At 37.6% G+C, this 20,680-nt stretch carries 22 protein-coding genes and 1 riboswitch; of the genes, 16 read left to right on the top strand and 6 right to left on the bottom strand.

The features are described from left to right. Positions 1-147 precede the first annotated feature (147 nt). The 4 genes from ACN6MT_RS19090 to ACN6MT_RS19075 all read left to right on the top strand — a co-directional run bounded on the left by ACN6MT_RS19090 (position 148) and on the right by ACN6MT_RS19075 (position 4,537). Entirely contained in the window at positions 148-1,458 is a 1,311-nt protein-coding gene (locus ACN6MT_RS19090; protein WP_419887544.1) for an MDR family MFS transporter, read from the top strand. A 142-nt stretch (positions 1,459-1,600) separates the two neighbouring features. Then, positions 1,601-3,076, top strand: a complete 1,476-nt coding sequence (locus ACN6MT_RS19085; protein WP_419887543.1) for an amidase family protein — start codon at positions 1,601-1,603, stop codon at positions 3,074-3,076. Between the two features lie 134 nt (positions 3,077-3,210). Next, positions 3,211-3,744, top strand: coding sequence for a 2'-5' RNA ligase family protein (locus ACN6MT_RS19080; protein ID WP_419887542.1), 534 nt, complete (start codon positions 3,211-3,213; stop codon positions 3,742-3,744). A 166-nt stretch (positions 3,745-3,910) separates the two neighbouring features. Next, positions 3,911-4,537 carry a class I SAM-dependent methyltransferase gene (locus tag ACN6MT_RS19075; protein WP_419887541.1) on the top strand — a complete coding sequence of 209 codons (627 nt, stop codon included), beginning with the start codon at positions 3,911-3,913 and terminating at the stop codon, positions 4,535-4,537. A 53-nt stretch (positions 4,538-4,590) separates the two neighbouring features. On the opposite strand, the gene ACN6MT_RS19070 is transcribed toward ACN6MT_RS19075, so the two are convergent. Further along, positions 4,591-4,830, bottom strand: a complete 240-nt coding sequence (locus tag ACN6MT_RS19070) for a hypothetical protein (protein WP_419887540.1) — start codon at positions 4,828-4,830, stop codon at positions 4,591-4,593. Between the two features lie 210 nt (positions 4,831-5,040). Between ACN6MT_RS19070 and ACN6MT_RS19065 the strand changes: the two genes are divergently transcribed. The 3 genes from ACN6MT_RS19065 (at position 5,041) to ACN6MT_RS19055 (ending at position 7,409) form a co-directional block, all read left to right on the top strand. Next, positions 5,041-5,532 carry a DinB family protein gene (locus tag ACN6MT_RS19065; protein ID WP_419887539.1) on the top strand — a complete coding sequence of 164 codons (492 nt, stop codon included), beginning with the start codon at positions 5,041-5,043 and terminating at the stop codon, positions 5,530-5,532. Positions 5,533-5,822: 290 nt separating this feature from the next. Beyond that, the gene (locus ACN6MT_RS19060; protein WP_419887538.1) at positions 5,823-6,935 is read left to right on the top strand and encodes a cell division protein FtsZ; all 1,113 of its coding nucleotides are present in this window, start codon (positions 5,823-5,825) and stop codon (positions 6,933-6,935) included. A gap of 33 nt (positions 6,936-6,968) precedes the next feature. After that, positions 6,969-7,409 (top strand): cell wall hydrolase, encoded by a 441-nt coding sequence (locus ACN6MT_RS19055; protein WP_419887537.1) that lies wholly within the window; start codon positions 6,969-6,971, stop codon positions 7,407-7,409. Positions 7,410-7,600: 191 nt separating this feature from the next. On the opposite strand, the gene ACN6MT_RS19050 is transcribed toward ACN6MT_RS19055, so the two are convergent. Both ACN6MT_RS19050 and ACN6MT_RS19045 read right to left on the bottom strand, forming a co-directional pair. Next, positions 7,601-7,774 (bottom strand): hypothetical protein, encoded by a 174-nt coding sequence (locus ACN6MT_RS19050; protein ID WP_419887536.1) that lies wholly within the window; start codon positions 7,772-7,774, stop codon positions 7,601-7,603. Between the two features lie 328 nt (positions 7,775-8,102). Continuing rightward, positions 8,103-8,645 carry a GNAT family N-acetyltransferase gene (locus ACN6MT_RS19045; protein WP_419887535.1) on the bottom strand — a complete coding sequence of 181 codons (543 nt, stop codon included), beginning with the start codon at positions 8,643-8,645 and terminating at the stop codon, positions 8,103-8,105. A 308-nt stretch (positions 8,646-8,953) separates the two neighbouring features. On the opposite strand from ACN6MT_RS19045, the gene ACN6MT_RS19040 reads away from it, so the two are divergent. The 4 genes from ACN6MT_RS19040 (at position 8,954) to ACN6MT_RS19025 (ending at position 13,480) form a co-directional block, all read left to right on the top strand. Further along, positions 8,954-9,343, top strand: coding sequence for a cupredoxin domain-containing protein (locus tag ACN6MT_RS19040; RefSeq protein WP_419887534.1), 390 nt, complete (start codon positions 8,954-8,956; stop codon positions 9,341-9,343). A 941-nt stretch (positions 9,344-10,284) separates the two neighbouring features. Beyond that, positions 10,285-10,851 carry a DUF4256 domain-containing protein gene (locus ACN6MT_RS19035; protein WP_419887533.1) on the top strand — a complete coding sequence of 189 codons (567 nt, stop codon included), beginning with the start codon at positions 10,285-10,287 and terminating at the stop codon, positions 10,849-10,851. Between the two features lie 248 nt (positions 10,852-11,099). Next, positions 11,100-12,887 (top strand): acyltransferase family protein, encoded by a 1,788-nt coding sequence (locus ACN6MT_RS19030; RefSeq protein ID WP_419887532.1) that lies wholly within the window; start codon positions 11,100-11,102, stop codon positions 12,885-12,887. A 173-nt stretch (positions 12,888-13,060) separates the two neighbouring features. Continuing rightward, positions 13,061-13,480 (top strand): hypothetical protein, encoded by a 420-nt coding sequence (locus ACN6MT_RS19025; protein WP_419887531.1) that lies wholly within the window; start codon positions 13,061-13,063, stop codon positions 13,478-13,480. Positions 13,481-13,511: 31 nt separating this feature from the next. On the opposite strand, the gene ACN6MT_RS19020 is transcribed toward ACN6MT_RS19025, so the two are convergent. Together ACN6MT_RS19020 and ACN6MT_RS19015 are read right to left on the bottom strand one after the other, a co-directional pair. Then, entirely contained in the window at positions 13,512-15,047 is a 1,536-nt protein-coding gene (locus ACN6MT_RS19020; RefSeq protein ID WP_419887530.1) for an MHYT domain-containing protein, read from the bottom strand. A 190-nt stretch (positions 15,048-15,237) separates the two neighbouring features. Next, positions 15,238-15,546 carry a hypothetical protein gene (locus ACN6MT_RS19015; protein ID WP_419887529.1) on the bottom strand — a complete coding sequence of 103 codons (309 nt, stop codon included), beginning with the start codon at positions 15,544-15,546 and terminating at the stop codon, positions 15,238-15,240. A gap of 391 nt (positions 15,547-15,937) precedes the next feature. On the opposite strand from ACN6MT_RS19015, the gene sstT reads away from it, so the two are divergent. The 3 genes from sstT (at position 15,938) to ACN6MT_RS19000 (ending at position 18,059) form a co-directional block, all read left to right on the top strand. Then, positions 15,938-17,176: a serine/threonine transporter SstT gene (gene sstT / locus ACN6MT_RS19010; RefSeq protein ID WP_419887528.1), complete on the top strand. Its 1,239-nt coding sequence runs from the start codon at positions 15,938-15,940 to the stop codon at positions 17,174-17,176. A 156-nt stretch (positions 17,177-17,332) separates the two neighbouring features. Next, positions 17,333-17,530 (top strand): DUF6199 family natural product biosynthesis protein, encoded by a 198-nt coding sequence (locus ACN6MT_RS19005; protein ID WP_419887527.1) that lies wholly within the window; start codon positions 17,333-17,335, stop codon positions 17,528-17,530. Between the two features lie 91 nt (positions 17,531-17,621). Then, a complete protein-coding gene (locus ACN6MT_RS19000; RefSeq protein ID WP_419887526.1) occupies positions 17,622-18,059 on the top strand; it encodes a universal stress protein in 438 nt (145 codons plus the stop codon). 42 nt (positions 18,060-18,101) lie between these two features. On the opposite strand, the gene ACN6MT_RS18995 is transcribed toward ACN6MT_RS19000, so the two are convergent. Continuing rightward, positions 18,102-18,677, bottom strand: coding sequence for an HAD-IA family hydrolase (locus ACN6MT_RS18995; protein ID WP_419887525.1), 576 nt, complete (start codon positions 18,675-18,677; stop codon positions 18,102-18,104). A 154-nt stretch (positions 18,678-18,831) separates the two neighbouring features. Further along, positions 18,832-18,943, top strand: a riboswitch (TPP riboswitch). Between the two features lie 108 nt (positions 18,944-19,051). Here ACN6MT_RS18995 and thiM point away from each other — a divergent pair. Continuing rightward, positions 19,052-19,858 carry a hydroxyethylthiazole kinase gene (gene thiM, locus ACN6MT_RS18990; RefSeq protein ID WP_419887524.1) on the top strand — a complete coding sequence of 269 codons (807 nt, stop codon included), beginning with the start codon at positions 19,052-19,054 and terminating at the stop codon, positions 19,856-19,858. Between the two features lie 12 nt (positions 19,859-19,870). Then, positions 19,871-20,677, top strand: a complete 807-nt coding sequence (thiD, locus tag ACN6MT_RS18985) for a bifunctional hydroxymethylpyrimidine kinase/phosphomethylpyrimidine kinase (protein WP_419887523.1) — start codon at positions 19,871-19,873, stop codon at positions 20,675-20,677. The last annotated feature ends 3 nt before the right edge of the window (positions 20,678-20,680 follow it).

Below are 20,680 nucleotides of genomic sequence, written 5' to 3'. Positions count from 1 at the left end.
GTTTTCCTTTCCCATTCTTTAACGTAATGAAGCCGTGGGCAGGTTTAACTTGCTCACGGCTTTTTGTGCTGGAAAAAGTGCTTTTCTAACGCTTGATAAAAATAAGACTGACATAGATTGATGTCAGATAGAAATGAGGATAAAGAATTGAAAATGACTTTACAGGCTTACCGAAAGATGGATCGTAATATTTGGATTCGTTTTATCGGTGAATCGATTAATGGTATTGCGATGATGATGTTAATGCCCTTTTTCGCTTTATATATGAGTGATAAGGTGGATCATTTTTGGCAAGTTGGTATTGTAATGGCGATGGGGCCGGTTGCCGGAGTGCTTGGTTCCTTATTAGGTGGAAAGCTTGCGGATCAATATGGCAGAAAGCCTATTATGATTGTTTCTATGGTTGGAAACGGTCTGGTTATGCTTGGGTTTATATTTTTCGATGGCTTCTATCCATTTTTAATCATCTCAAGTTTTTTCGGTTTGTTTAATTCTCTTTTTCATCCTGCGGCATCAGCCATGGTCGCTGATGTGACGGATGAAGCGGGAAGAACGGAAGCATATGGTTTGCTGCGGATGGGACACAATATTGGAGCTGCAATCGGTCCATTGCTTGGAGCGTCCGTTGTGTTTTTATCAAAATCTATTATTTTTATTATTGCTGCTTCATCCGTTTTTGTTTATTCTCTGTTTTTAGCACTCTTGCTTTCTGAAACACTACCGAAAAATAAACGAAAAAAGGATACCGTAGATCTTGCGGAAGAAGAGAAACTACCCTCCATTTTTACAGTGCTCTTCAAAGATAAAATTTTATTTTTCTATATTATGACGGGAATTGTGATTTCGATGGGATTCTCACAAACGGAAGGGATGCTTCCACTGCATTTTGATCAACAAATGCCAGCACTTTCCGATGCCCAAAATCCATACCCTTATTTAATGGCTTTTAACGGAGCACTGGTCGTTTTCTTCCAATTTGCGATATCGAGATGGGCAGGTAAGCGCAAACTCGGAAAGGTTATGCTATATGGTTCGGTTTTATTTGGTTTTGGCCTTCTTGCAGTAGGATGGCTGCCCATCTTTTTTACAAAGCTGCAGTTTTCCTATTGGAGTATTCTTTTCGTTCTTCTCATTATCTATGGAATCTACACGCTAGGGGAAATGCTCTTATCCCCGGTACAAATGACCTTTGTAGCGAATATCGCACCCGAACATTTACGTGGTACTTATATGGGGGCAGCAAGTCTTCAGTGGATTGTTGGTAGTGCAGTAGGTCCCATACTTGCAGGTTTTTTGCTTGATGAAAATCTTGGTCAGGTTCTATTTACGGTTCTAGGATTAGGTTGTATCGTTGCGGGTGTTATTTATTTGTCACTTGATAAATGGGCATCACAAGCACAGGAAAAGAATCAGACCCTTCATTTAAAAAAGGAAGTTACAGCAGGTAGTACAAATTAACATAGCTTTATAAAGATTAAGTTACTCAATATCGGACCCGATTCGTAGTAGTTGATATTTCAGTTTAGTTGAAGTAGCAAAAGTTAAAGGTGATAAATTTATAAGAATCATTATGTTATAAGGTGAAAGGGTGAATCATTTTTTGGAGTTAATTTTTAATAAAATTCTCAAGGAAGAATTAACCATAAAGGAAATACAAGAAGCATTCGAGACGGGAATTTTAACCTCAAGAGAATTGGTAATGTATTATCTTTACAGGATAGCTAAATATGACCAAAGTGGATCCAATTTGAATTCTATACTGGAGATAAATCCTGACGCAATCTTTATTGCAGAGGATTTAGACCATGAAAGAAAAAAGAAAGGAACTAGGGGTCCACTTCACGGTATTCCTGTTTTGCTTAAAGACAATATCGAAACAAAAGATAAAATGCATACAAGTGCAGGAGCCTTAGCTTTAGAACATCACTTGAGTACAAAAGATGCTTTTTTAGTTGAAAAACTACGGGAAGCAGGTGCTGTTATTATGGGGAAAACCAATATGACTGAATTAGCGAACGGCATGTCTACAACGATGTTGGCAGGGTACAGTTCAAGAGGAGGTCAAACGTTAAATCCATATGGTCCTGGTGAATTTTTTGTTGGGGGTTCTAGTTCTGGCTCCGCTGTGGCGGTTGCTGCCAATTTAACGCTATTGTCCATAGGAACAGAAACCGACGCGTCGATTCTTAGTCCTGCCATACAAAACTCGGTGGTGGGGATTAAACCTACAGTTGGATTAATTAGCCGTTCTGGAATGATTCCGTTTACCTACACACAAGATACACCAGGCCCTTTTGCAAGGACAGTGACTGACGCTGCTATATTATTAGGTGCTTTAACTGGTGTCGACCAGTTTGATCCAGCAACATATAAAAGTGAAGGTATTTCTTGTAAAGACTATACAACCTTTTTAGATTCAGATGGACTAAATGGTGCGAGAATTGGTGTTTTTACTAATGCTTCTGAAGATTATTATAGGGATTCAGGTGAGTACGATGAAGACCTTTTTAAAAATGTTATTCAGACAGTGAGAAGTAAAGGAGCAGCGGTAATTGAGAATATAGATATTCCATCTTTTCACAGGGAATGGAGTTGGGGGGTTCCAATCTATGAAATGAAACATGCATTAGGAAATTACCTTTCCCAATTGCCTTCTTACATGCCTGTACATTCCGATAAAGAATTAATTGAATATAATACTAGGAATGAAGAAAAGGCGTTAAAGTATGGGCAGAATATGCTCAGGTTTAGAGAGGGATTACCGCATAACTCATTGGCGAATCCAGAATATTTACATGCTAAATTAGAAGATTTATATTTTTCCCAAGAGCAGGGTATTGATTTCGCTTTAAAAAAGTATAATCTTGACGCCATATTGTTTCCTTCTTATGTTGGTTCTACTATTTGTGCTAAAGCGGGCTATCCTTCCATTGCAGTCCCTGCAGGCTATATGGAAAATGGAAGACCCTTTGGAATCACTTTTGCTGGCGGTGCTTTTAGTGAAGGAACTTTAATTAAACTTGCGTATTCTTTAGAACAAGCTACAAAACATAGAAAATCCCCACTATCCAACTAATAGGGGCAAGAGTTAAAGTAGGATCGCCGTGGCGATCTTTTTTGATGGTTGTACTAATGCAACAGTTGGTTGAACAAGGAAAATCAAAAACCATTGTAGAAATATTTATAATAAAGGTATGAGGAGAGGAATATATGCAGTATTTTATTGGGATTGTACCTTCAGATGACTACAAAAGTAAAGTATTGAAATTCCAAAAACATTGGACAAATAATTCTCTTCCCGATGTTGTAGAACCTCATATTACAATAAAGGCGCAAGGTGGTTTAACACCTGAAAAAGACTGGCTAAAAAAAGTTGAAAATGTATGCAAAACTACTTTGCCATTCAAAGTAAAAATAAATAAACCAGCCTTTTTTGGTGTTAGCGTACTATTTTTAAGTGTGGAATCAAACGAGATTTTTGAATTACATAGAAAAATTGTTAATGAAGTTTCTCCTGAAAAATACTTAATAAAAAAATATATGGAACTTGATGATTACGTACCCCATCTAACTTTAGGACAAACACACTGGGGGCTATCGAGTGAAGAATTAAAAGAGATGGCTCAATTTTCTGATGAACAGCTAAGTCCTTATCCTTCATTTGAAGTTGATTTTTTAAGAGTATATCAAGAAATTCAACCAAACAAGTATAGAAAATATATAGATATTCCTTTAGCAAACTAAGTATAAGGATTCTAACTCGGGATAGCTTGAGTTTCAGAACTCGCTGCCTTCACAGCCTTTTTTGCTTATTCGATTAGCTAGGATGGTTAATTTAAAGTAAGATTAGAAAGGGATAACTCAAACTTTGTTGAATTATAAGCTAGTAGAACAGATCAAGGGGGTATGTATGGGTTTCTTCAAAGCAACTAAAGAATTTTTTGATAGTCATTATAAAACGCCAAAAGGAATTATTGGTACATATATTGGTGAAAAAATGGTAAGGCAGCACAAGACTGAAACAAATTGGTCATTAGAGCTAATGAATATTCAACATGGGGACAGGATTTTAGAGTTAGGGTGTGGGGCTGGTTATGCCATTAAATTAATTCTAGAAAAGGATTTAGCTGAAGAAATAGTCGGTTTGGATATTTCTCCAACTATTCTTCGATCGGCCAGAATTAGAAACAAAAAGGCAATTAACGAAAATAGAGTAAAACTAGTACAAGCAAATTTCAATAAGTTACCTTTTCATAATGAAAATTTCAATACGGTCTTCAGCATCCAAACTATTTATTTTTGGACTGATATAGCGACGACAATATCAGAAATCTTTCGGGTTCTAAAGCCAAAAGGAGTTGTAATCCTTACTTTTTCTGACGGGAAAGAAGACGATACTTGGGAAGGCATAAGAGGTATTACTGAAAATCAAGTAATTCCGTCTATGAAGAAGGCAGGATTTAGGGACGTTTCATTTGTCAGAGGTCCAGATTCAAGAGGGTATCATACCGTTGCGGTTAGGGGAACTAAAGACTAAATTAACCTCGAGTCTATTGTTCCACTAACACTGTTAATTGTTGAAGACATTCGTCATGGACTGCTATCAACTTTAGGTTTAGTAAAAATCTTCCCATTGTTTAACTCACACCAATCTTCTAATTCATCATACGTTTCCTTAATTCCGTACTTTGCTAAAAAAGCTTCTTTCGTTTCGAATACTTCCAGTATCCCCTTTTCAATTAGTGTTACCATTTGAAAAGGGTTTAGTTCAAAAACCTTAGAGACAGCTATTAATTCACCTATATGAACATCATTAGAAATATTTTCCATTACTTCAACTCCTTTTACAGTTAGAGCGGTGCCATGTGCGTTCCTCACTTTATAAATAAGCACAAATATAAAAACAACAGCTCACTGGTATTATTTTCAGTTTTTATAGTACTATGTATTACTTCACAAAACGGAATAGGCTGCCATCCAGACAGCTTTTGTTATTGAATAAAGTGCATGTTTAGGTTTCATTTACGAAGGAGGATTTATTTGAGTGACATTAAACTGCTTATTACTTTTAAAAGTGCTCTATACAATTATTCATTGGAACAGCTAAGATATATCTCGAAAGAAGGAGTTTGGTCTATTGGTCAGATGTATGATCATTTAATTGTTGTTGCCCATGAATATCTTGATAATCTGGAAACATGTGCTACATTAACTGAGGAACAACCCTTTGGGAAAACTCAGTTTGGTGAACAATTATTTAGGAACGGAGGGTTTCCGCCAATTAAAATAAGATTACCAGATGAGCTAAATTCTCCACCAAATAATTCAGAAAGCACGGAAGACTTAATTATCAGGATGGATCAGTTAATTCAAAGATTGAGTCAGTGGGAATCGAAAGTGGATAATATTAACCCACATAATAAAGTTGAACATGGAGGGTTCGGCTGGTTGAATGCTAAGGAATGGTATGATTTGGTTGGAATGCATTTTCGTCATCATTTGCGTCAAAAAGATGAGTTGGAAAGTTATTAATATAAGTGAAATATATTCATAAATTGGTTCCTATCTTCAACTAAAGGCGTTTTACTTCAAGTCCAATTTCTCAATTAAATACTGAGAAAATGGGCTATTTTTTATAGTCAATGGTTACGAATATTCCTGAAACTGCCACAAAAAAAAAGGAAGGGGCCAATTATGGTCATAAATTGCCCATCTAAATAGTAAAAATGGTATAAGGATTGTTTTTCCATATCCACTATTGGGTTCGGAAGTCTTCTAAACTTTACAACTTAGATTTTTAGCTTATTAAGGAGGAGTGTTTGGTGAAATCGATTGGAATTTTGGGTGTAGGTCAAGCAGGTGGGAATATAGCGGAAATTGCATCAGCCTTGAATTTTCCAACAGCTCTCATTAATACGAATCAACGAGATGGTGTTGTAAATACCCGGGTAGAAAAAAAGTTTTTTGTTCCAGGATACAATGGAGCGGGGCAAGATCGTTCATTAGGATTACGGGCGCTTCAGGAAAACTATAAGGAAATTATTGATTTTGTTAACAGCTCCTTTAAAAATATCAAGCTTCTCTTAGTGGCTTTTTCAACGGATGGCGGCACGGGTTCCGGAATGAGTCCGATGTTGATTGATCTGTTAATCGATCAACTCCCTGGTGTTAGGGTGGGGGCCATCGCGGTTATCCCAGAACGAAATGTATTAGCGGGAAATCGAATTAATACGGCGGAGTGTATTGAAGAACTTTCCAATATCGAAGGCATTTCTTCTGTCTTCCTTGTCGACAATGATCAAATGCGTAAACAGAAACCACAATCCAGTAAACACGAAATATACCTTTCTGCCAATCTTCAAGCCATAGAGGCGATCAACCATCTATTAAAAATTACGAAAAAGAGCTCTTTCTTTGGCAATTTTGATGAAACAGATCTTATGAATATCCTTGGGTCAAGAGGCGTTACGATTATCTCTTCTGCACCGATTACGGAGGCCAAAAATACATCGGAAGTTTCAAAAAAGGTTCAGGTTTCTTGGGAGAACTCCATATTCTGTCCTGTGGAATCTCAAGGTGTCATCAGGGCCGGGCTTATCTATGAGGGACCAGAGGCCATTTCAAAGCTAATCAATGTACCATCGATCTTTGAAAGGGTGGGGGAACCGCTGCAATTATTCGAGGGAACCTATATCACAGAAACCGACCCTACCATCACCACTATACTTGCAGGATTATCCTTCCCATCTCGCCGGATGCTCTCCGTAGAAGAATCGATAGAAAAGAATAAGGAAAGGTTACAGAACCTCGTAAAAAAGGAAAACACTCAAAATTACGAGTCAGGTATCCGTTGGGCTTCTAATTTAAAATTGATGAAACAGGAAAGAAAGCCGATATCAATCACTTCCAAGTTAAATAAATATCAAAAGAAGTAGGCATTATTTCTTACTATATTGGGAGGTGGAAATATGCCGCGAGTAGCTTACCGAAGTTCAGACGTTGACTTAATGGCAAGGATGATGAGAGCAGAAGCTGAAGGCGAAGGAACACAAGGAATGCTCTATGTGGGAAATGTCATTGTGAACCGTGTTGTAGCAGATTGTACAGACTTTAAGAGTTTGAGAACCGTTAGGCAAGTCATCTTCCATGTACAAGGAGGAAATTTCTCTTTTGAAGCTGTCCAAAAAGGCAATGTATTTTATCAAAGAGCAAGAGAATCCGAAAGAAGATTAGCAAGACGGAATTTGGAACATTGGAGAGATCACCCAGCGAAATATTCTCTCTGGTACTTTAATCCAACTGGTCCGTGTCCTCCAACCTGGTACGGCCAACCTTTTACTGGACAATTTAAAGAACATTGTTTTTATGAACCAAAACCAGGAACATGTGATAGCGTTTATAGAGGATGACTAGTTTCTAAAGAAGGAATGAAAAAAATATTTCACTAAAAAAACCAGGGGTGTTAATCCAAGCAGGATTGACGCCCTTCTTTATAGAAAAATAGGCTGACTTATACTAGCCGTAGTGTAACGACTTTTCTAAGTCAGCCTATTTAAAACGTTTAACCTCAATTATTTTCCATTCTTTTTCTTATCGTATGTTAGACCAAAATCAAACCCATATGCGTTCCCATTCTTATCACGGTATACATAGGAAGGATCTTCATCGTAACCAGGAACATCACCATTGTTGTTATTGATGGCTTCTTGATCAGCAGGGATGGTAAATGGAAGGATAGTACTGCTGCTTTTTTTATCTTTTTCAATAAACCCACATTTTTTCCTCCCCTTTTTTAAGATAGTGAAACTTAAAAATAATAGACATTATGTAATCGAAAATCACCCCACATTCCAGAAAACGCTTCACTCACAAATTCAGTTTATGAGAAAGTAGGGAATAGGGAGTAGGGAGTTTTTTTAGATAAATTTGTGATTTTTTTAATTTTCTGAAAAATAACAAATAATACCTATTACTTAATTCCCACCATTAAGGGTAGTAAAATTCAGAATATCGTTACAGATTAACAAATTAATGCAAAAAAACTAGATTAGAGAAATGTATTGCATTCTTCTAATCTAGCGTTTTTTTATGTGTTCTATATATTATGATTTATAAATGTCATAAAGCAAATAACCATTAAAATGACTATGTTCCCCTGTTAATCCTGATAATGTTTTACAATATTTCAACCCGATTTTGTCTATGATTTTTTTAGAGGCAGTATTTTCTGGATGTACGGTTGCGATGATTTTCTTTAAACCGATGGTATTGATACCATAATCCAAAATGGCTGCCGCAGCTTCAGTCGATAATCCGCTTCCTTGGTAGGCTTCTTGAATACCGTAGTAGATCTCTGTTTTTTCTGTGTCTATATCATGTGGACCAAGGCCTCCAATCCCGATCGTTTCTAACGTTTCTTTTAAGACGAATGCCAAATTAAACTTATATATTTTCTCCGGAGTATTTCTTTGATTACAGCTTTTAGACCATTTAATAAGAGTTTCGATTTCACTTACCGTAGAAGGAGGCAGGTCAGGCTGATATGTAAAGTGACTTGCTTCTGTTGCCATCCTAAAGATAGGTGTCGCATCTTCTTCAATGAGAGGCCGCAGGATTAATCGTTTTGTTTCTATTTTTGCATTCATGAACATCTTCTTCACCATCCGCAATGATTTCTGAGTCTTTCAAGAGCTAGTTTTAAACAAAAACTATCAGTATTTTTACGATTCACACTTTGTATTATATATAAATCTTGGGATTAAATGAATATTATTCCAATTTCTTTGATTTACTGAAAAAAATTCAAAACACTAAAATCAAACCCTTATATTTGGTGAGTTTTTCTTACTTAGAATAAAGGAGTTACCATTAGTACACACACTGCAAAGCAATTGACATTGATAATATTTAATGAATTGGTAAAAAATACTGATTAAGAAAGGAGGGATTGCGAATGTCTGTGAAAAAGTGGTTACCAGGATTGGTCGTTTTGCTTGCAATGATTATGGTTGTGACAACTTCAGGTTCACTCGGTGTATTTGCCGAATCCCGTGTTGCAACACAGCCTATGGAGACCGTGAATGCCATCGAGGTCCAGTTGAACGATAATTACTTTAATCCAAAAGTCATCACCATTCCCAATGGAAAACCGACAACGTTGATATTGAAAAACGTGGGTAAAAGAGAACACACCTTCACTGTGAAAGATCTTAGAATTGACGTTGAAATACAGCCGGGAAAAGAAAAAACCATTATCGTGAAACCGGATAAGCCTGGTACATATGAGCTGATATGTAGTTATCATTTCAACGAAGGAATGGTTGGTAAGGTAATAGTCAACTAACAAGCAAGGCCAATTTGGCCTTTAGATTGTCGAGAAGGGTATCTTTCTCGGCAATTTTTTACTTTTATGTGCTTTGAGGACAAATCGCGTGAGTCCATGCAAGAATGTGTCCTCAATACAGAGTCTTGAAGACAAATCGCGTGAGCACCAAGCAAGATTTGTCTTCAATAAAGGGTCTTAAGGACAAATCGCGTGTGTCCAAGCAAGGATTTGTCCTCAATAAAGGGTGTTGAAGACAAATCGCGTGTGCACCAAGCAAGATTTGTCCTCAATAAAGGGTCTTAAGGACAAATCGCGTGAATCCAAGCAAGGATTTGTCCTCAATGCAGGGTCTTGAAGACAAATCGCGTGTGCACCAAGCAAGATTTGTCCTCAATACAGGGTCTTGAAGACAAATCGCCTGAGTCTAAGCAAGGATTTGTCCTCAATGCAGGCTCTTGAAGACAAATCGCGTGTGCACCAAGCAAGATTTGTCCTCAATACAGGGTCTAGAGGACAAATCGCGTGAGCACCAAGCAAGATTTTTTCCTCAATACAGGGGCTTAAGGACGAATCGTACTAGTCCCTGTTTAATCATAGTCAAAATAAAGGCTGTCGACACTTTCTCGACAGGCCGAGGGCCAATGTGGTCTTGCTTCTTTAATAGGCAACGGTAACTTTTATGTCTTTGGAAATTACTTTTTTGTCAGTCTCCTAATTAATTCCTAAAGGTAAGATGATCAAGAAGGAAAATAGTAAAAAGTGAAAATAATACAAGAAGGTACTAGATAAATAGGATAGAGAAAATGAAGTTTAGAATAAGTTTTTCCTTATCGTTATTTTCATAATGAACTTAAGAAGTGGTTTACTTACATATTTTTTGGTCAAATAATGGTAAAATGAATAACTATGAGATGATCCTCAATAACAGTGCATGAATCTATAGCAAAGGGGAAACGAATATGACAGTAACACATAACGAATTGTCACTTGAACAACGTGAAGAGCTACTCAAAACATTGAAAGCTCGTTTTGAGAAAAACATGAACCGACATGAGGGACTTGAGTGGGAGAATATAGTAGCTAAGCTTGAAGCTAACCCTGATAAACTGTGGTCGCTGAATGAAATGGAAGCTACTGGCGGAGAACCAGATGTTGTTGGCCAAGGACAAGAGACGGACGAATACATTTTTTTTGATTGTTCAGCTGAAAGTCCTAAAGGCCGCAGAAGTCTTTGTTTCGACCGTAAAGCGCTGGATTCAAGGAAAAATCACAAACCAGAAAATAGCGTGATGGATTTAGCTGCCACGATCGGCATCGAACTTTTAACGGAAGAACAATACCGAGGGCTGCAGGAACTAGGAAATTTCGATTTAAAAACATCGAGCTGGGTGCAAACTCCAGATAATATCAGGAAACTTGGCGGAGCCTTGTTTTGTGATCGTCGTTATGACACGGTCTTTGTGTATCACAATGGAGCAGATTCCTATTATGCTGCTAGGGGTTTTCGCGGCTCACTAAGAGTTTAATTTTTACACATTTGTTTCACCAATACCGGGAAATGGGTTCATCGACTTTCTTGGAATTCAGAACGTAAATATTGGTAAGGTAAAGAAAGGCGGATGATTCTGCCTTTCTTTCTTTATGCGTAAATTTCCCATCTTTTGTTCAATGAAAGGAGAATGATTAAACCTTTGTAATCATAAAAAAACAGTAGGGTGTAGGGATAGCACTGATGTATGTTAAGCCTTTCAACATAAAGGAAGGAGAGGATGGTATGGAAGTTCCAAGCAGCGGTAAACGCAGATATATGCCAGGAATTGATGGTCTTAGAGCCATTGCCGTCATAGGGGTGATTCTTTACCATCTGAACATCCCATGGTTTCAAGGCGGATTTACAGGAGTCACGGTTTTCTTTGTTCTGTCTGGATACTTAATTACAGACATTCTTATCGATGAATGGAGCACAAACAATAAAATTGACTACATTCGCTTTATGATTCGGCGTTTTCGCAGATTAGCTCCTGCCTTACTGAGTATGATTTTTATCGTAACCTTACTGGTAATTTTCACAAATCATCCTTCGTTTGAAAAATTACGTTCTGATTTTTTTCCATCCTTGCTCTATGTTACAAATTGGTGGTACATTTTTCACGAAGTTTCCTATTTTGATCGCTTCGGCCCAGCGTCACCCCTTACTCATATATGGTCACTAGGGATTGAAGAGCAATTTTATCTCATATGGCCGCTGCTGGTAATTATTGGTTTTTCTTTTATTAAAAGGAAAAGATTTCGTATTTTGGCTATCCTATTTGGTGTGGTCACTTCTGCTTGGTTAATGGCATTCCTTTATATACCGGGAGGTGATCCTTCTCGTGTGTATTATGGAACGGACACAAGAGCTTTTTCACTGCTGCTTGGAGCAGCACTTGCCTTCGTTTGGCCAAGTCAAAAATTATCTAGGACTTTACCGCGGCATGCCAGTATGGTCCTCGAAATAATAGGGATAGCAGGACTGTTAATCATCGTGATGAATTTTATTGTTATATCAGAATTTGACTCGTTTCATTATCAGGGAGGCATGCTTTTATTATCAATTATTACAAGTCTAGTGGTAGCGGCATTCGCTCATCCTGCTAGTATGATTGGGAAATGGCTAAGTGTTAAGCCTTTACGATGGATTGGGATTCGTTCTTATGGGATCTATTTATGGCATTATCCGATTATTATCCTGACCACACCCATTGTTAACACAGACGGAATAAATGTTTGGAGAATAACCTTACAACTAGGTGCTACCTTAATCATTTCGGCTTTATCCTACCGTTTTGTGGAAACTCCGATAAGAGCAGGGAAGATTAAGTTCAGCTTAACCACATTCAGAAAACAAACCATTGTTCAGCAGAGGCTGGTTATAGGAAGCTGCGCTGTCCTATTTGCGGTACTGATAGGAATATTATTCGTTTTTGCTGGAAAAACCACGGTGATGGTCACTACGAAAGCTCCATTAACAATAGAAACAATAAATCAAATCGAATTCATCCATGAACCTACTCTAGAGCCTGAACCTGAACCTGAACCAGCTCCAGCTCCGGACCCTAAATCGAAATCGATTACAGTGATAGGTGATTCGATTCTCTATGACGTGGCTCCATTCTTTAAAAACCATTACCCAGAAGCGGTTATTGATTACCGTGTCGGCCGGCAGATGAAAGAGATACCAGAGGTGATTAAGCAGCTGGAGGGAAGCGGGCAATTGGGGGAATATGTGATTATTCAACTAGGAACCAATGGACCTTTTGTAAAAACAGACTTAATAAATGTCATTAATAGTCTGGATCATAAAAAAGTGTATTTAATAAACTGTCGTGTACCACGTGCCTGGGAATTCACAGTGAATCATACGTTAGAGGAAGTCGTTAATAGTATTCCGAATACCGTTCTTATAGATTGGTATAGTGCTAGTGCTGGTCATCCGGAGTTTTTTTCAAAGGATGGTGTTCATCTATCTAGAGCTGGCGGGGAAACATATGCAAACCTCATAGCTGATACATTAGCAGAGTAATTCAATTGGAATTTACTCTGCGTTTTTGTTTTATACAAATTGCACTTAATAAGTTATTGAGTGTATCATGTTGAATCGGTCGGAATTTGTCGATATTTGTATTTTTTTATTTCAATACGTTTCCAAATAATTGGAAAACATAATAAACACTACATAGAAAAAAGGAGAGTTTCATGCGGAATCTTGCAGCTTTATTTTCCATGCTTATGCCTGGATTTGGTCAACTCTATAATCGGCAATTCCTGAAAAGTGTTTTTCTTCTCTTTGTTGAACATTATGATAATGTTTTGGGGAGAATCAATACGGCGATACATCTAGATTTTAACGGCTTTCATCAAAAAGCGTTAGAGGCAGCCAATTTTCAATACGTGTTATTTTATCCAGGCTTCTATGCTTATACGGTTTGGGATGCCTGGTATTATGCAAAACCTAATGCAAATAAAACAAAAACCGCCATTCCTTTTTTGATAGGAGGTTTTCTTGGGGAATTTGGGGCGATTTTTTCTAATCGATTACCCATTCCCACATTAATGGTCGGATTACTCATGGTGGTACCGATGATTATAGGAATGATTATATTCAGAAACCAATAAAAAAGCTTTTTGGCTGGTTAAGCCGTCCAACTTAAGAAGTTTGGGATAAAGCGGGATCATCTTTACGATTTCTTTTTACATAATCTAAATGGCTATGTTCTATGGGTAAGGTAATCGTTACCGTTGTAGCGATGTTTGGAATACTGTTTATTTGAAATTTTCCATTGTGATTTTGAATGATTTTCTTGCTCACCATTAGCCCCAAACCGGTTCCCTCTGTTTTTGTCGTATAAAAGGGGGTACCTAATAAAGGAAGATTTTCCCTCGAAATCCCTACACCGTTATCAACCACCGAAATAACAAGGTTCGTTTCTTGTTGTTCTATTCGAATGTGAATTTTGCCTCCTTGCGGAAGAGCTTCGATCGAATTCTTGATCAGGTTGGCAATTACCTGCTTAATTTGATTTTCCTCACATTTAATTAAAAACTGCTCTCCAACAAACTCCGGAAGAATTTCAATGTTATTAATGATTGCCTGCGTATTTAAAAGGGTAATCACATTTTTGATACTTTGCGAAATATCGGTTAAAGCAAAATGAAGAATATGTGGTTTAGAGAGGACCATAAATTCACTTACAATAAAATTAATCCTGTCTATTTCATCAATCATAATCTTGCTGTATCGTTTATTGTTCTCGGCATCTGGATTTTCAGCGATCATTTGCGTAAATCCTTTTAATGTCGTTAAAGGATTTCTAATTTCATGGGCTACACCAGCCGCCAGTTCGCCCACAAGCGAAAGCTTCTCCGATTCTCTTAATTTTTTCTCATGATTATTTAGATCCTTCATATGTTCAATTAGTTTTTTATCCAGAAAGGCACTGGATAATAACATAATCAATACGACGATTATACCTGGGACACTGATAAAAGAACTCAAGGTACTGGAACTTACTGAATAATAGGCATCGGAAGGGTTGAGAGCGGGGTGATAGTGAAGATTCGTACCCCACATCCCAATATAATGCATACCTGCAATTCCAATGCCCATTAGGATACTGCTCAATACCCTGCAATTAAAATTCATTGAGCGGTGATGATTAAAAAAGAAGAGTACCCATAAAGATCCAAATGCAGCAGTAAAAGCTATCCCTACCGACAAAAGAACGATTGGCGGGTTATAGGTAATGGAGAAGTTTACATGCATGGCCTCCATCCCTAAGTAGTGCATACCAACAATTCCTGCACCCATAAACAGACTCGAGAATAGCAGTCTAAGATGATTTGATTTCATCATAAAGAAGGCGAGACCTGTACCGGTTATGGATATCAGCAGTGAAAACAATACCAACCTCGCATCATATACACTATGCCTCGGCATATTCATCGCAAACATACCCACAAAGTGCATGGTCCAAATCCCGATACCCATGGCAATGGCACAACCTAATAACCATAGATTGTATTTGACATTTTTAAAAATGATCATTTTCCAGCGGAGATCTAACGCAATGTATGAAAAAAGAATTCCAAGTAGAATGGAAAAAACGAACCAGTAATCGTTGTAAGTCCCGGTCATATTATGTTCCAATGTTAACCACTTCCAAATAGTTTGAATTTTTACCATGATGTACTTCCAAGCAGCATATTATAACGAAATAACAAGAAATGGTAAATTGTACCTAAATAACCGTGATGGCTAATTAAAGAATATTTTTGAAGTCAAAATAGAACAAAGCCATCCTCGATGCGAGAATGGCTGCTTCTTTGGAATTTATAAAATCCCTATTAATAAAAATGACTCGGGTACTGCTAAATTATTTTTTTTCAACCTTTATTAACCCTTTTCCGACATTATCTTTCTCAAAATAGCATATGACCACATCACCGACATCTATTTTTTCATTTGAATCGATGCTTTCAGCTGAAAAGACAATTTTGGTTCCATCCTCACTTTGCCCATAAAATTGCTCGTCTTTCATTTGACTAATTTTATATTCTACTGTTTTGTATTCAGATGTTTCATTCCCAAGATTGGAAACCGGACTACTGGATTGTGATTTTATCATGAGTAAAACCAATAATATAGATAAGAGTATTCCAAGGATGATGATTTTTTTGAACATACTGCGAACCTCCCAATATGTATTTTAAGAGATGTTAGGGGAAAGTAAATCCTACTTTTTTCCTTTAGCCTTTTAGCCTATAACAAAATTATTTACCATCTCTTTTATAAAACTTTTAAAAACCGAATGATTAAATTTAATATCCATATAATATTAAGTGAAACCCGAACAATGATAAAAGTTATACGAATATTGTTCACATCTTATTGATTAACTTGGAGGATGTTGTTATACTAAACTATGTAATTAACTATTGTAATATATCTAAATATTCATTATAATTCTATTTATTAGATTTTAAGGGATAGGGGAATTTTTTAAGTTATACAAAGGAACACACTTTATGGTTCTTTTGTACTGGAGATTGCAAACAAGCGGGAGGGGTACATCTGTGAAAAATTTATTGAAAAAGTGGAATCAAATCAGTCTGGTAAAGCAAATTTGTATTGGTTTACTAATTGGTATTATCCTGGCTGTCGCGGTTCCCGAAGTAGCAAAACCAGTTGTCATTTTAGGTTCCTTATTTGTAGGTGCTTTAAAAGCCATAGCACCTGTATTGGTTCTATTCTTGGTTATGTCTGCCATTGCGCAGCACAAAAGTGGTCAGCAAACCAATATGAAATCCATCATTTCCTTATATCTTTTAGGGACTTTTCTGGCTGGATTCATTGCGGTTATTGTAAGCTTTATTTTTCCTGTTAGTATTACCCTTACAAAGGGTGCTGAAGATTTGGCAGCTCCAGGTGGTGTGGTAGAGGTTCTCAAAACATTACTATTGAACGTTGTCGATAACCCGGTTAATGCCATTGCGAATGCAAATTATATCGGTATTTTAGCATGGGCTATCGTACTTGGATTGGCATTAAGAAATGCCCCTGACACCACAAAAACGTTGATTACTAATTTTTCAGACGCCGTTTCGAAAATGGTAACATGGGTAATCAAGTTAGCTCCACTAGGTATCATGGGTCTAGTGATTGATTCAATTACAACCAATGGACTTGAGTCTCTATTAAGCTATGGCAAATTACTTGTTGTCTTGATTGGCTGTATGCTTTTTGTGGCTTTCGTTGTCAATCCACTCATAGTATTCGTAAACGTTCGTCAGAATCCTTATCCACTTGTTTTCAAGTGCGTTAATGAAAGTGGAATTACTGCATTCTTTACACGCAGCTCTGCTGCCAATATTCCGGTTAATATGAAATTATGTGAAAAACTAGATTTAGATAAAGATACGTATTCAGTATCGATTCCATTAGGGGCTACCATCAATATGGCTGGTGCAGCGGTTACGATTTCCGTTTTAACCCTTGCAGCTGTCCATACTCTTGACATTCAAGTGGATATTCCTACAGCCATCATCTTAAGCGTATTATCCGCAGTTTGTGCTTGTGGTGCTTCTGGTGTTGCCGGCGGCTCACTATTATTGATCCCGCTTGCTTGTAGCTTATTCGGAATTCCTAATGATGTAGCGATGCAAGTAGTTGGAGTAGGTTTTGTTATCGGTGTTTTACAAGATTCCTTTGAAACGGCTCTTAACTCCTCAACAGATGTCCTTTTCACAGCAACAGCTGATTATAAGAAAAAGATAAAAGAAGGTAAAAAGATCAATATCAAGAAAGTTGCATAATATAAGCGTAATCCCTTTTGTGTAGACAGGCAGTAATGGTCTCACAGAAGGGATTTTTTATGAGGAATTGAAGTATATTTTTTATTTTGGGATGTACGAAAATCAACTCTTAAACGTATGTTTTAGTAAGAGAAGCATAAAAATAGGGGAGATTTAATGTTAGCACTTGGAATATTTTTTATCCTTATTGGTTTATTGTTTATCATAGTACCTTCTTTCATTTGGTGGATTTCGGAAAGCTGGAAATCCAATGATGGAACAGAACCATCTGATCTGTATCTTTGGACAACACGTTTTAGCGGTATGATTATATTCATTGTAGGTATCGGGACGGTTATCGTAGCATTCATTTAACAAAGTTGTCACTATCTCATGGCCACAAATAAACATCACAGAAGTATAATAAAAGTATAAGATATTGGTTTTTTATGAGAGGATGATAACCATGTTAACGGATTATTCAAGAATCGTTGTTGCATATGATCATTCGGATTTAAGTAAAAAAGCCTTGAACATGGCCATGAATTTAGCGAAACAGGATCAACAAATTGAATTATTAGTGGTTATGGTTATGCAGCCTGATAGACCGATGGTTTATTCGTATGGTTATGCATTTGATGCCTACCATGAGAGGCAAAAAGAGGATGTAAAAGCAGTATGTAACGAAGTGGAACAAGAATTAAAATCGCTTCCAAATAAGTCTAGAACCTTTGCTATTGAGGGTTCACCAGGTCATATGATTGTAGAATTTGTGAAACAAAATGACGCCGATCTTGTTGTTATGGGAAGCAGAGGATTAAGTGGATTGAAGGAACTATTCTTAGGTAGCGTCAGCCACTATGTCGTGCAAAAAGCACATTGTCCCGTTTTTATAGTTAAATAACTAGTTGAAAAAGCATGTAGAAAAAGTCCAATAGGACTGATTCTACATGCTTTTATTTTCAAAAACGACAGGAATAAATTCAGCATAGCTGTCTAAATGAAAATCAGCTTCGATGTCGCGGTTTTGAAAGGCAACGGTTTTAATTCCTAGTTGTCTAGCCGGAAGTAAATCTAATTCACGGTCACCAACCACAAAATCAATGTCATATTTTTTCAAAACAAATTCATAAGAAGAAGGATGTGGTTTCCTGTTGAAACCTTGTTCTTCAACAGAAACAATCTCTTTAAAGTAGTTGGTTAAACCAAATTTTTCTAGAAGATAGTTGGCAGATTCCCTGTCACGATGGGTGACAATAATATTGTTTTCTACAGCTGCTAAGACTTCTTTTAAATGTTCAAATGGCTTACTGACCTTTGAGTATTGGATATCAAGCGTTTTATATTCCGCACGTCGATCTTCATCAATCCCGAAATGTTTAAAGGCCGTTTTCGAATCGACTTTCAGCCAACGCAGCACCTCATCCCGATCAAGGTCACGCTGACTTAAAGCAACAAAACCCTCTACCAGTGCTGGATATGTATCAAAAAGTGTTCCATCAAAGTCCCATAATATGTTCATGTTTTGTCCCCTCAATTCACTAAAAATCGTAAAATTACCTGAAAAGTATTACTGTATCATTATCTTTTCCATAACACCAGTAAATATATTGGTGAGATTAAAAGCTTTACATCTCGAAATTTAAGGACTATCATAGGAAATAATTACATAAGATTTTACCTACTAGGGGTGCCCTTATACATGGGCTGAGAGAAAAACGTTACGTTTTTTAACCCTTTGGACCTGATCTGGATGATACCAGCGTAGGAAAGTAGCCAAGTGAAATTACCTTTTTCTCTAACTATTAAGCCAGGTCCAATTATAATGGATCTGGCTTTTTTATGTTTAAAAGACTAATAGGTTCATGGTTAAAGGAAAAAAGTGGAGGTGCAGTAATGAATCATAACGAACTAAGCTCTGTTTTAGAAAGGGTAAGAGAAGAAAACCCGCTCGTACATAATATTACCAATGTAGTTGTCACCAATTTCACGGCAAATGGTCTTTTAGCGCTAGGGGCTTCACCCGTGATGGCTTATGCAAAAGAAGAGGTAGCCGACATGGTTCGGATATCGCGTGCCCTGGTCCTTAACATCGGGACATTAAACCGGGAAGTGGTCGGCTCGATGATCTTAGCGGGAAAATCAGCAAATGAGCTAGGCATTCCGGTCATCTTCGACCCCGTTGGTGCAGGTGCTACTTTTTTCCGCACCGAAATGGCACAAAAAATTTTGGATGAAGTGAAAATATCGATAATCCGAGGAAATGCTGCCGAAGTCGCCAATGTGCTAGGGGAAAAATGGGAAATCAAGGGCGTTGATGCGGGTGCACAGCAGGGGAACAATGTTGAATTAGCTGTAACTGCGGCACGAAAGTTGAATACCATTGTTGTGATTACGGGAAAAGATGATGTACTGACAGATGGAGAGACGACGTATTTGGTTTCAAATGGTCACCCTCTGTTAACAAAAGTGACTGGAACAGGCTGTCTGTTAACCTCTGTGATCGGTGCCTTTGCGGGAGTCGAAAAGGACCTGCTCCTTGCTGGATTGTCCGCGTTAACCTTTTATGGAATGGCAGCCGAAAAAGCGTTTGTTAAGACAGGTCACTGGGGACCTGGCAGTTTCCAAGTGGAATTTTTAAATCAACTGTCACTCGTTTCTTCTGAGGATTTTGATCAATTAGCGACTTTTAAACAAGTATAAGGAGTGGACATCATGAAAAAAGCATTAACGATAGCTGGTTCTGATAGCGGCGGCGGTGCAGGAATTCAGGCTGATTTAAAGACCTTTCAAGAGTTAGAGGTGTTTGGGATGTCAGCTCTGACAGCTGTTACCGCTCAAAATACACTTGGGGTTCAAGCAGTATTTCCCATGACGGCTGAAGCAGTCAGCAAACAAATACAGTCAATTGGCGAAGATATGGGAGCAAATGCCATTAAAACAGGCATGTTATTTAATGCAGAGATCATCAAAGCTGTTTCTGAAAAAATTGAATACTACAACTGGCAAAATGTCGTGGTTGACCCCGTTATGATTGCTAAGGGTGGAGCGTCCCTGCTTCAAATTGAGGCGATTTCGGCATTAAAACAGTATTTGTTGCCACTAGCGATGGTCGTTACACCGAATATTCCTGAGGCGGAAGTATTAACAGGAATGTCGATTAAAACGAATGAGCATAAACAGGAAGCTGCTAAACGACTTTATGACTTAGGCGTTAAGCATGTGGTTTTAAAAGGTGGCCATGATGAAGACCGTGATGTGTCAGTAGATCTTTTATTTGATGGGAAGGAATTTAAGACCTTTACGAGTAAAAGAGTTCAAACCAAGAATACTCACGGAACAGGATGTACATTCTCAGCAGCTGTCACGGCTGAAATAGCCAAAGGTTTAAGTGTGTATGAAGCTGTATCAATAGCGAAGCAGTTTATCCAGGCAGCCATAGAAGATCAGCTGCTGATTGGTCAAGGTCATGGGCCAACCAATCATTGGGCATTTCGAAAAAGAATGTTAACGATAAGGTAGGTG

It is taken from the genome of Neobacillus niacini (assembly GCF_048572935.1).
Taxonomy (GTDB): Bacteria; Bacillota; Bacilli; order Bacillales; family Cytobacillaceae; genus Neobacillus; species Neobacillus niacini.
The sequence above is the reverse complement of the archived record's forward strand: the minus strand, read 5'-3'. Positions and strand labels throughout refer to the sequence as shown.

What these genes read in the sequence shown, in the direction of transcription:
- thiD (WP_419887523.1), top strand. Translation starts at nt 19,871, where the DNA reads ATGAAAAAAGCATTAACGATAGCTGGTTCTGATAGCGGCGGCGGTGCA.
- ACN6MT_RS19035 (WP_419887533.1), top strand. Translation starts at nt 10,285, where the DNA reads ATGACAGTAACACATAACGAATTGTCACTTGAACAACGTGAAGAGCTA.
- ACN6MT_RS19015 (WP_419887529.1), bottom strand. Translation starts at nt 15,546, where the DNA reads ATGTTCAAAAAAATCATCATCCTTGGAATACTCTTATCTATATTATTG.
- ACN6MT_RS19055 (WP_419887537.1), top strand. Translation starts at nt 6,969, where the DNA reads ATGCCGCGAGTAGCTTACCGAAGTTCAGACGTTGACTTAATGGCAAGG.
- ACN6MT_RS19040 (WP_419887534.1), top strand. Translation starts at nt 8,954, where the DNA reads ATGTCTGTGAAAAAGTGGTTACCAGGATTGGTCGTTTTGCTTGCAATG.
- ACN6MT_RS19000 (WP_419887526.1), top strand. Translation starts at nt 17,622, where the DNA reads ATGTTAACGGATTATTCAAGAATCGTTGTTGCATATGATCATTCGGAT.
- ACN6MT_RS19020 (WP_419887530.1), bottom strand. Translation starts at nt 15,047, where the DNA reads ATGGTAAAAATTCAAACTATTTGGAAGTGGTTAACATTGGAACATAAT.
- ACN6MT_RS19080 (WP_419887542.1), top strand. Translation starts at nt 3,211, where the DNA reads ATGCAGTATTTTATTGGGATTGTACCTTCAGATGACTACAAAAGTAAA.
- thiM (WP_419887524.1), top strand. Translation starts at nt 19,052, where the DNA reads ATGAATCATAACGAACTAAGCTCTGTTTTAGAAAGGGTAAGAGAAGAA.
- ACN6MT_RS18995 (WP_419887525.1), bottom strand. Translation starts at nt 18,677, where the DNA reads ATGAACATATTATGGGACTTTGATGGAACACTTTTTGATACATATCCA.
- ACN6MT_RS19030 (WP_419887532.1), top strand. Translation starts at nt 11,100, where the DNA reads ATGGAAGTTCCAAGCAGCGGTAAACGCAGATATATGCCAGGAATTGAT.
- ACN6MT_RS19070 (WP_419887540.1), bottom strand. Translation starts at nt 4,830, where the DNA reads ATGGAAAATATTTCTAATGATGTTCATATAGGTGAATTAATAGCTGTC.
- ACN6MT_RS19075 (WP_419887541.1), top strand. Translation starts at nt 3,911, where the DNA reads ATGGGTTTCTTCAAAGCAACTAAAGAATTTTTTGATAGTCATTATAAA.
- ACN6MT_RS19025 (WP_419887531.1), top strand. Translation starts at nt 13,061, where the DNA reads ATGCGGAATCTTGCAGCTTTATTTTCCATGCTTATGCCTGGATTTGGT.
- ACN6MT_RS19005 (WP_419887527.1), top strand. Translation starts at nt 17,333, where the DNA reads ATGTTAGCACTTGGAATATTTTTTATCCTTATTGGTTTATTGTTTATC.
- ACN6MT_RS19045 (WP_419887535.1), bottom strand. Translation starts at nt 8,645, where the DNA reads ATGAATGCAAAAATAGAAACAAAACGATTAATCCTGCGGCCTCTCATT.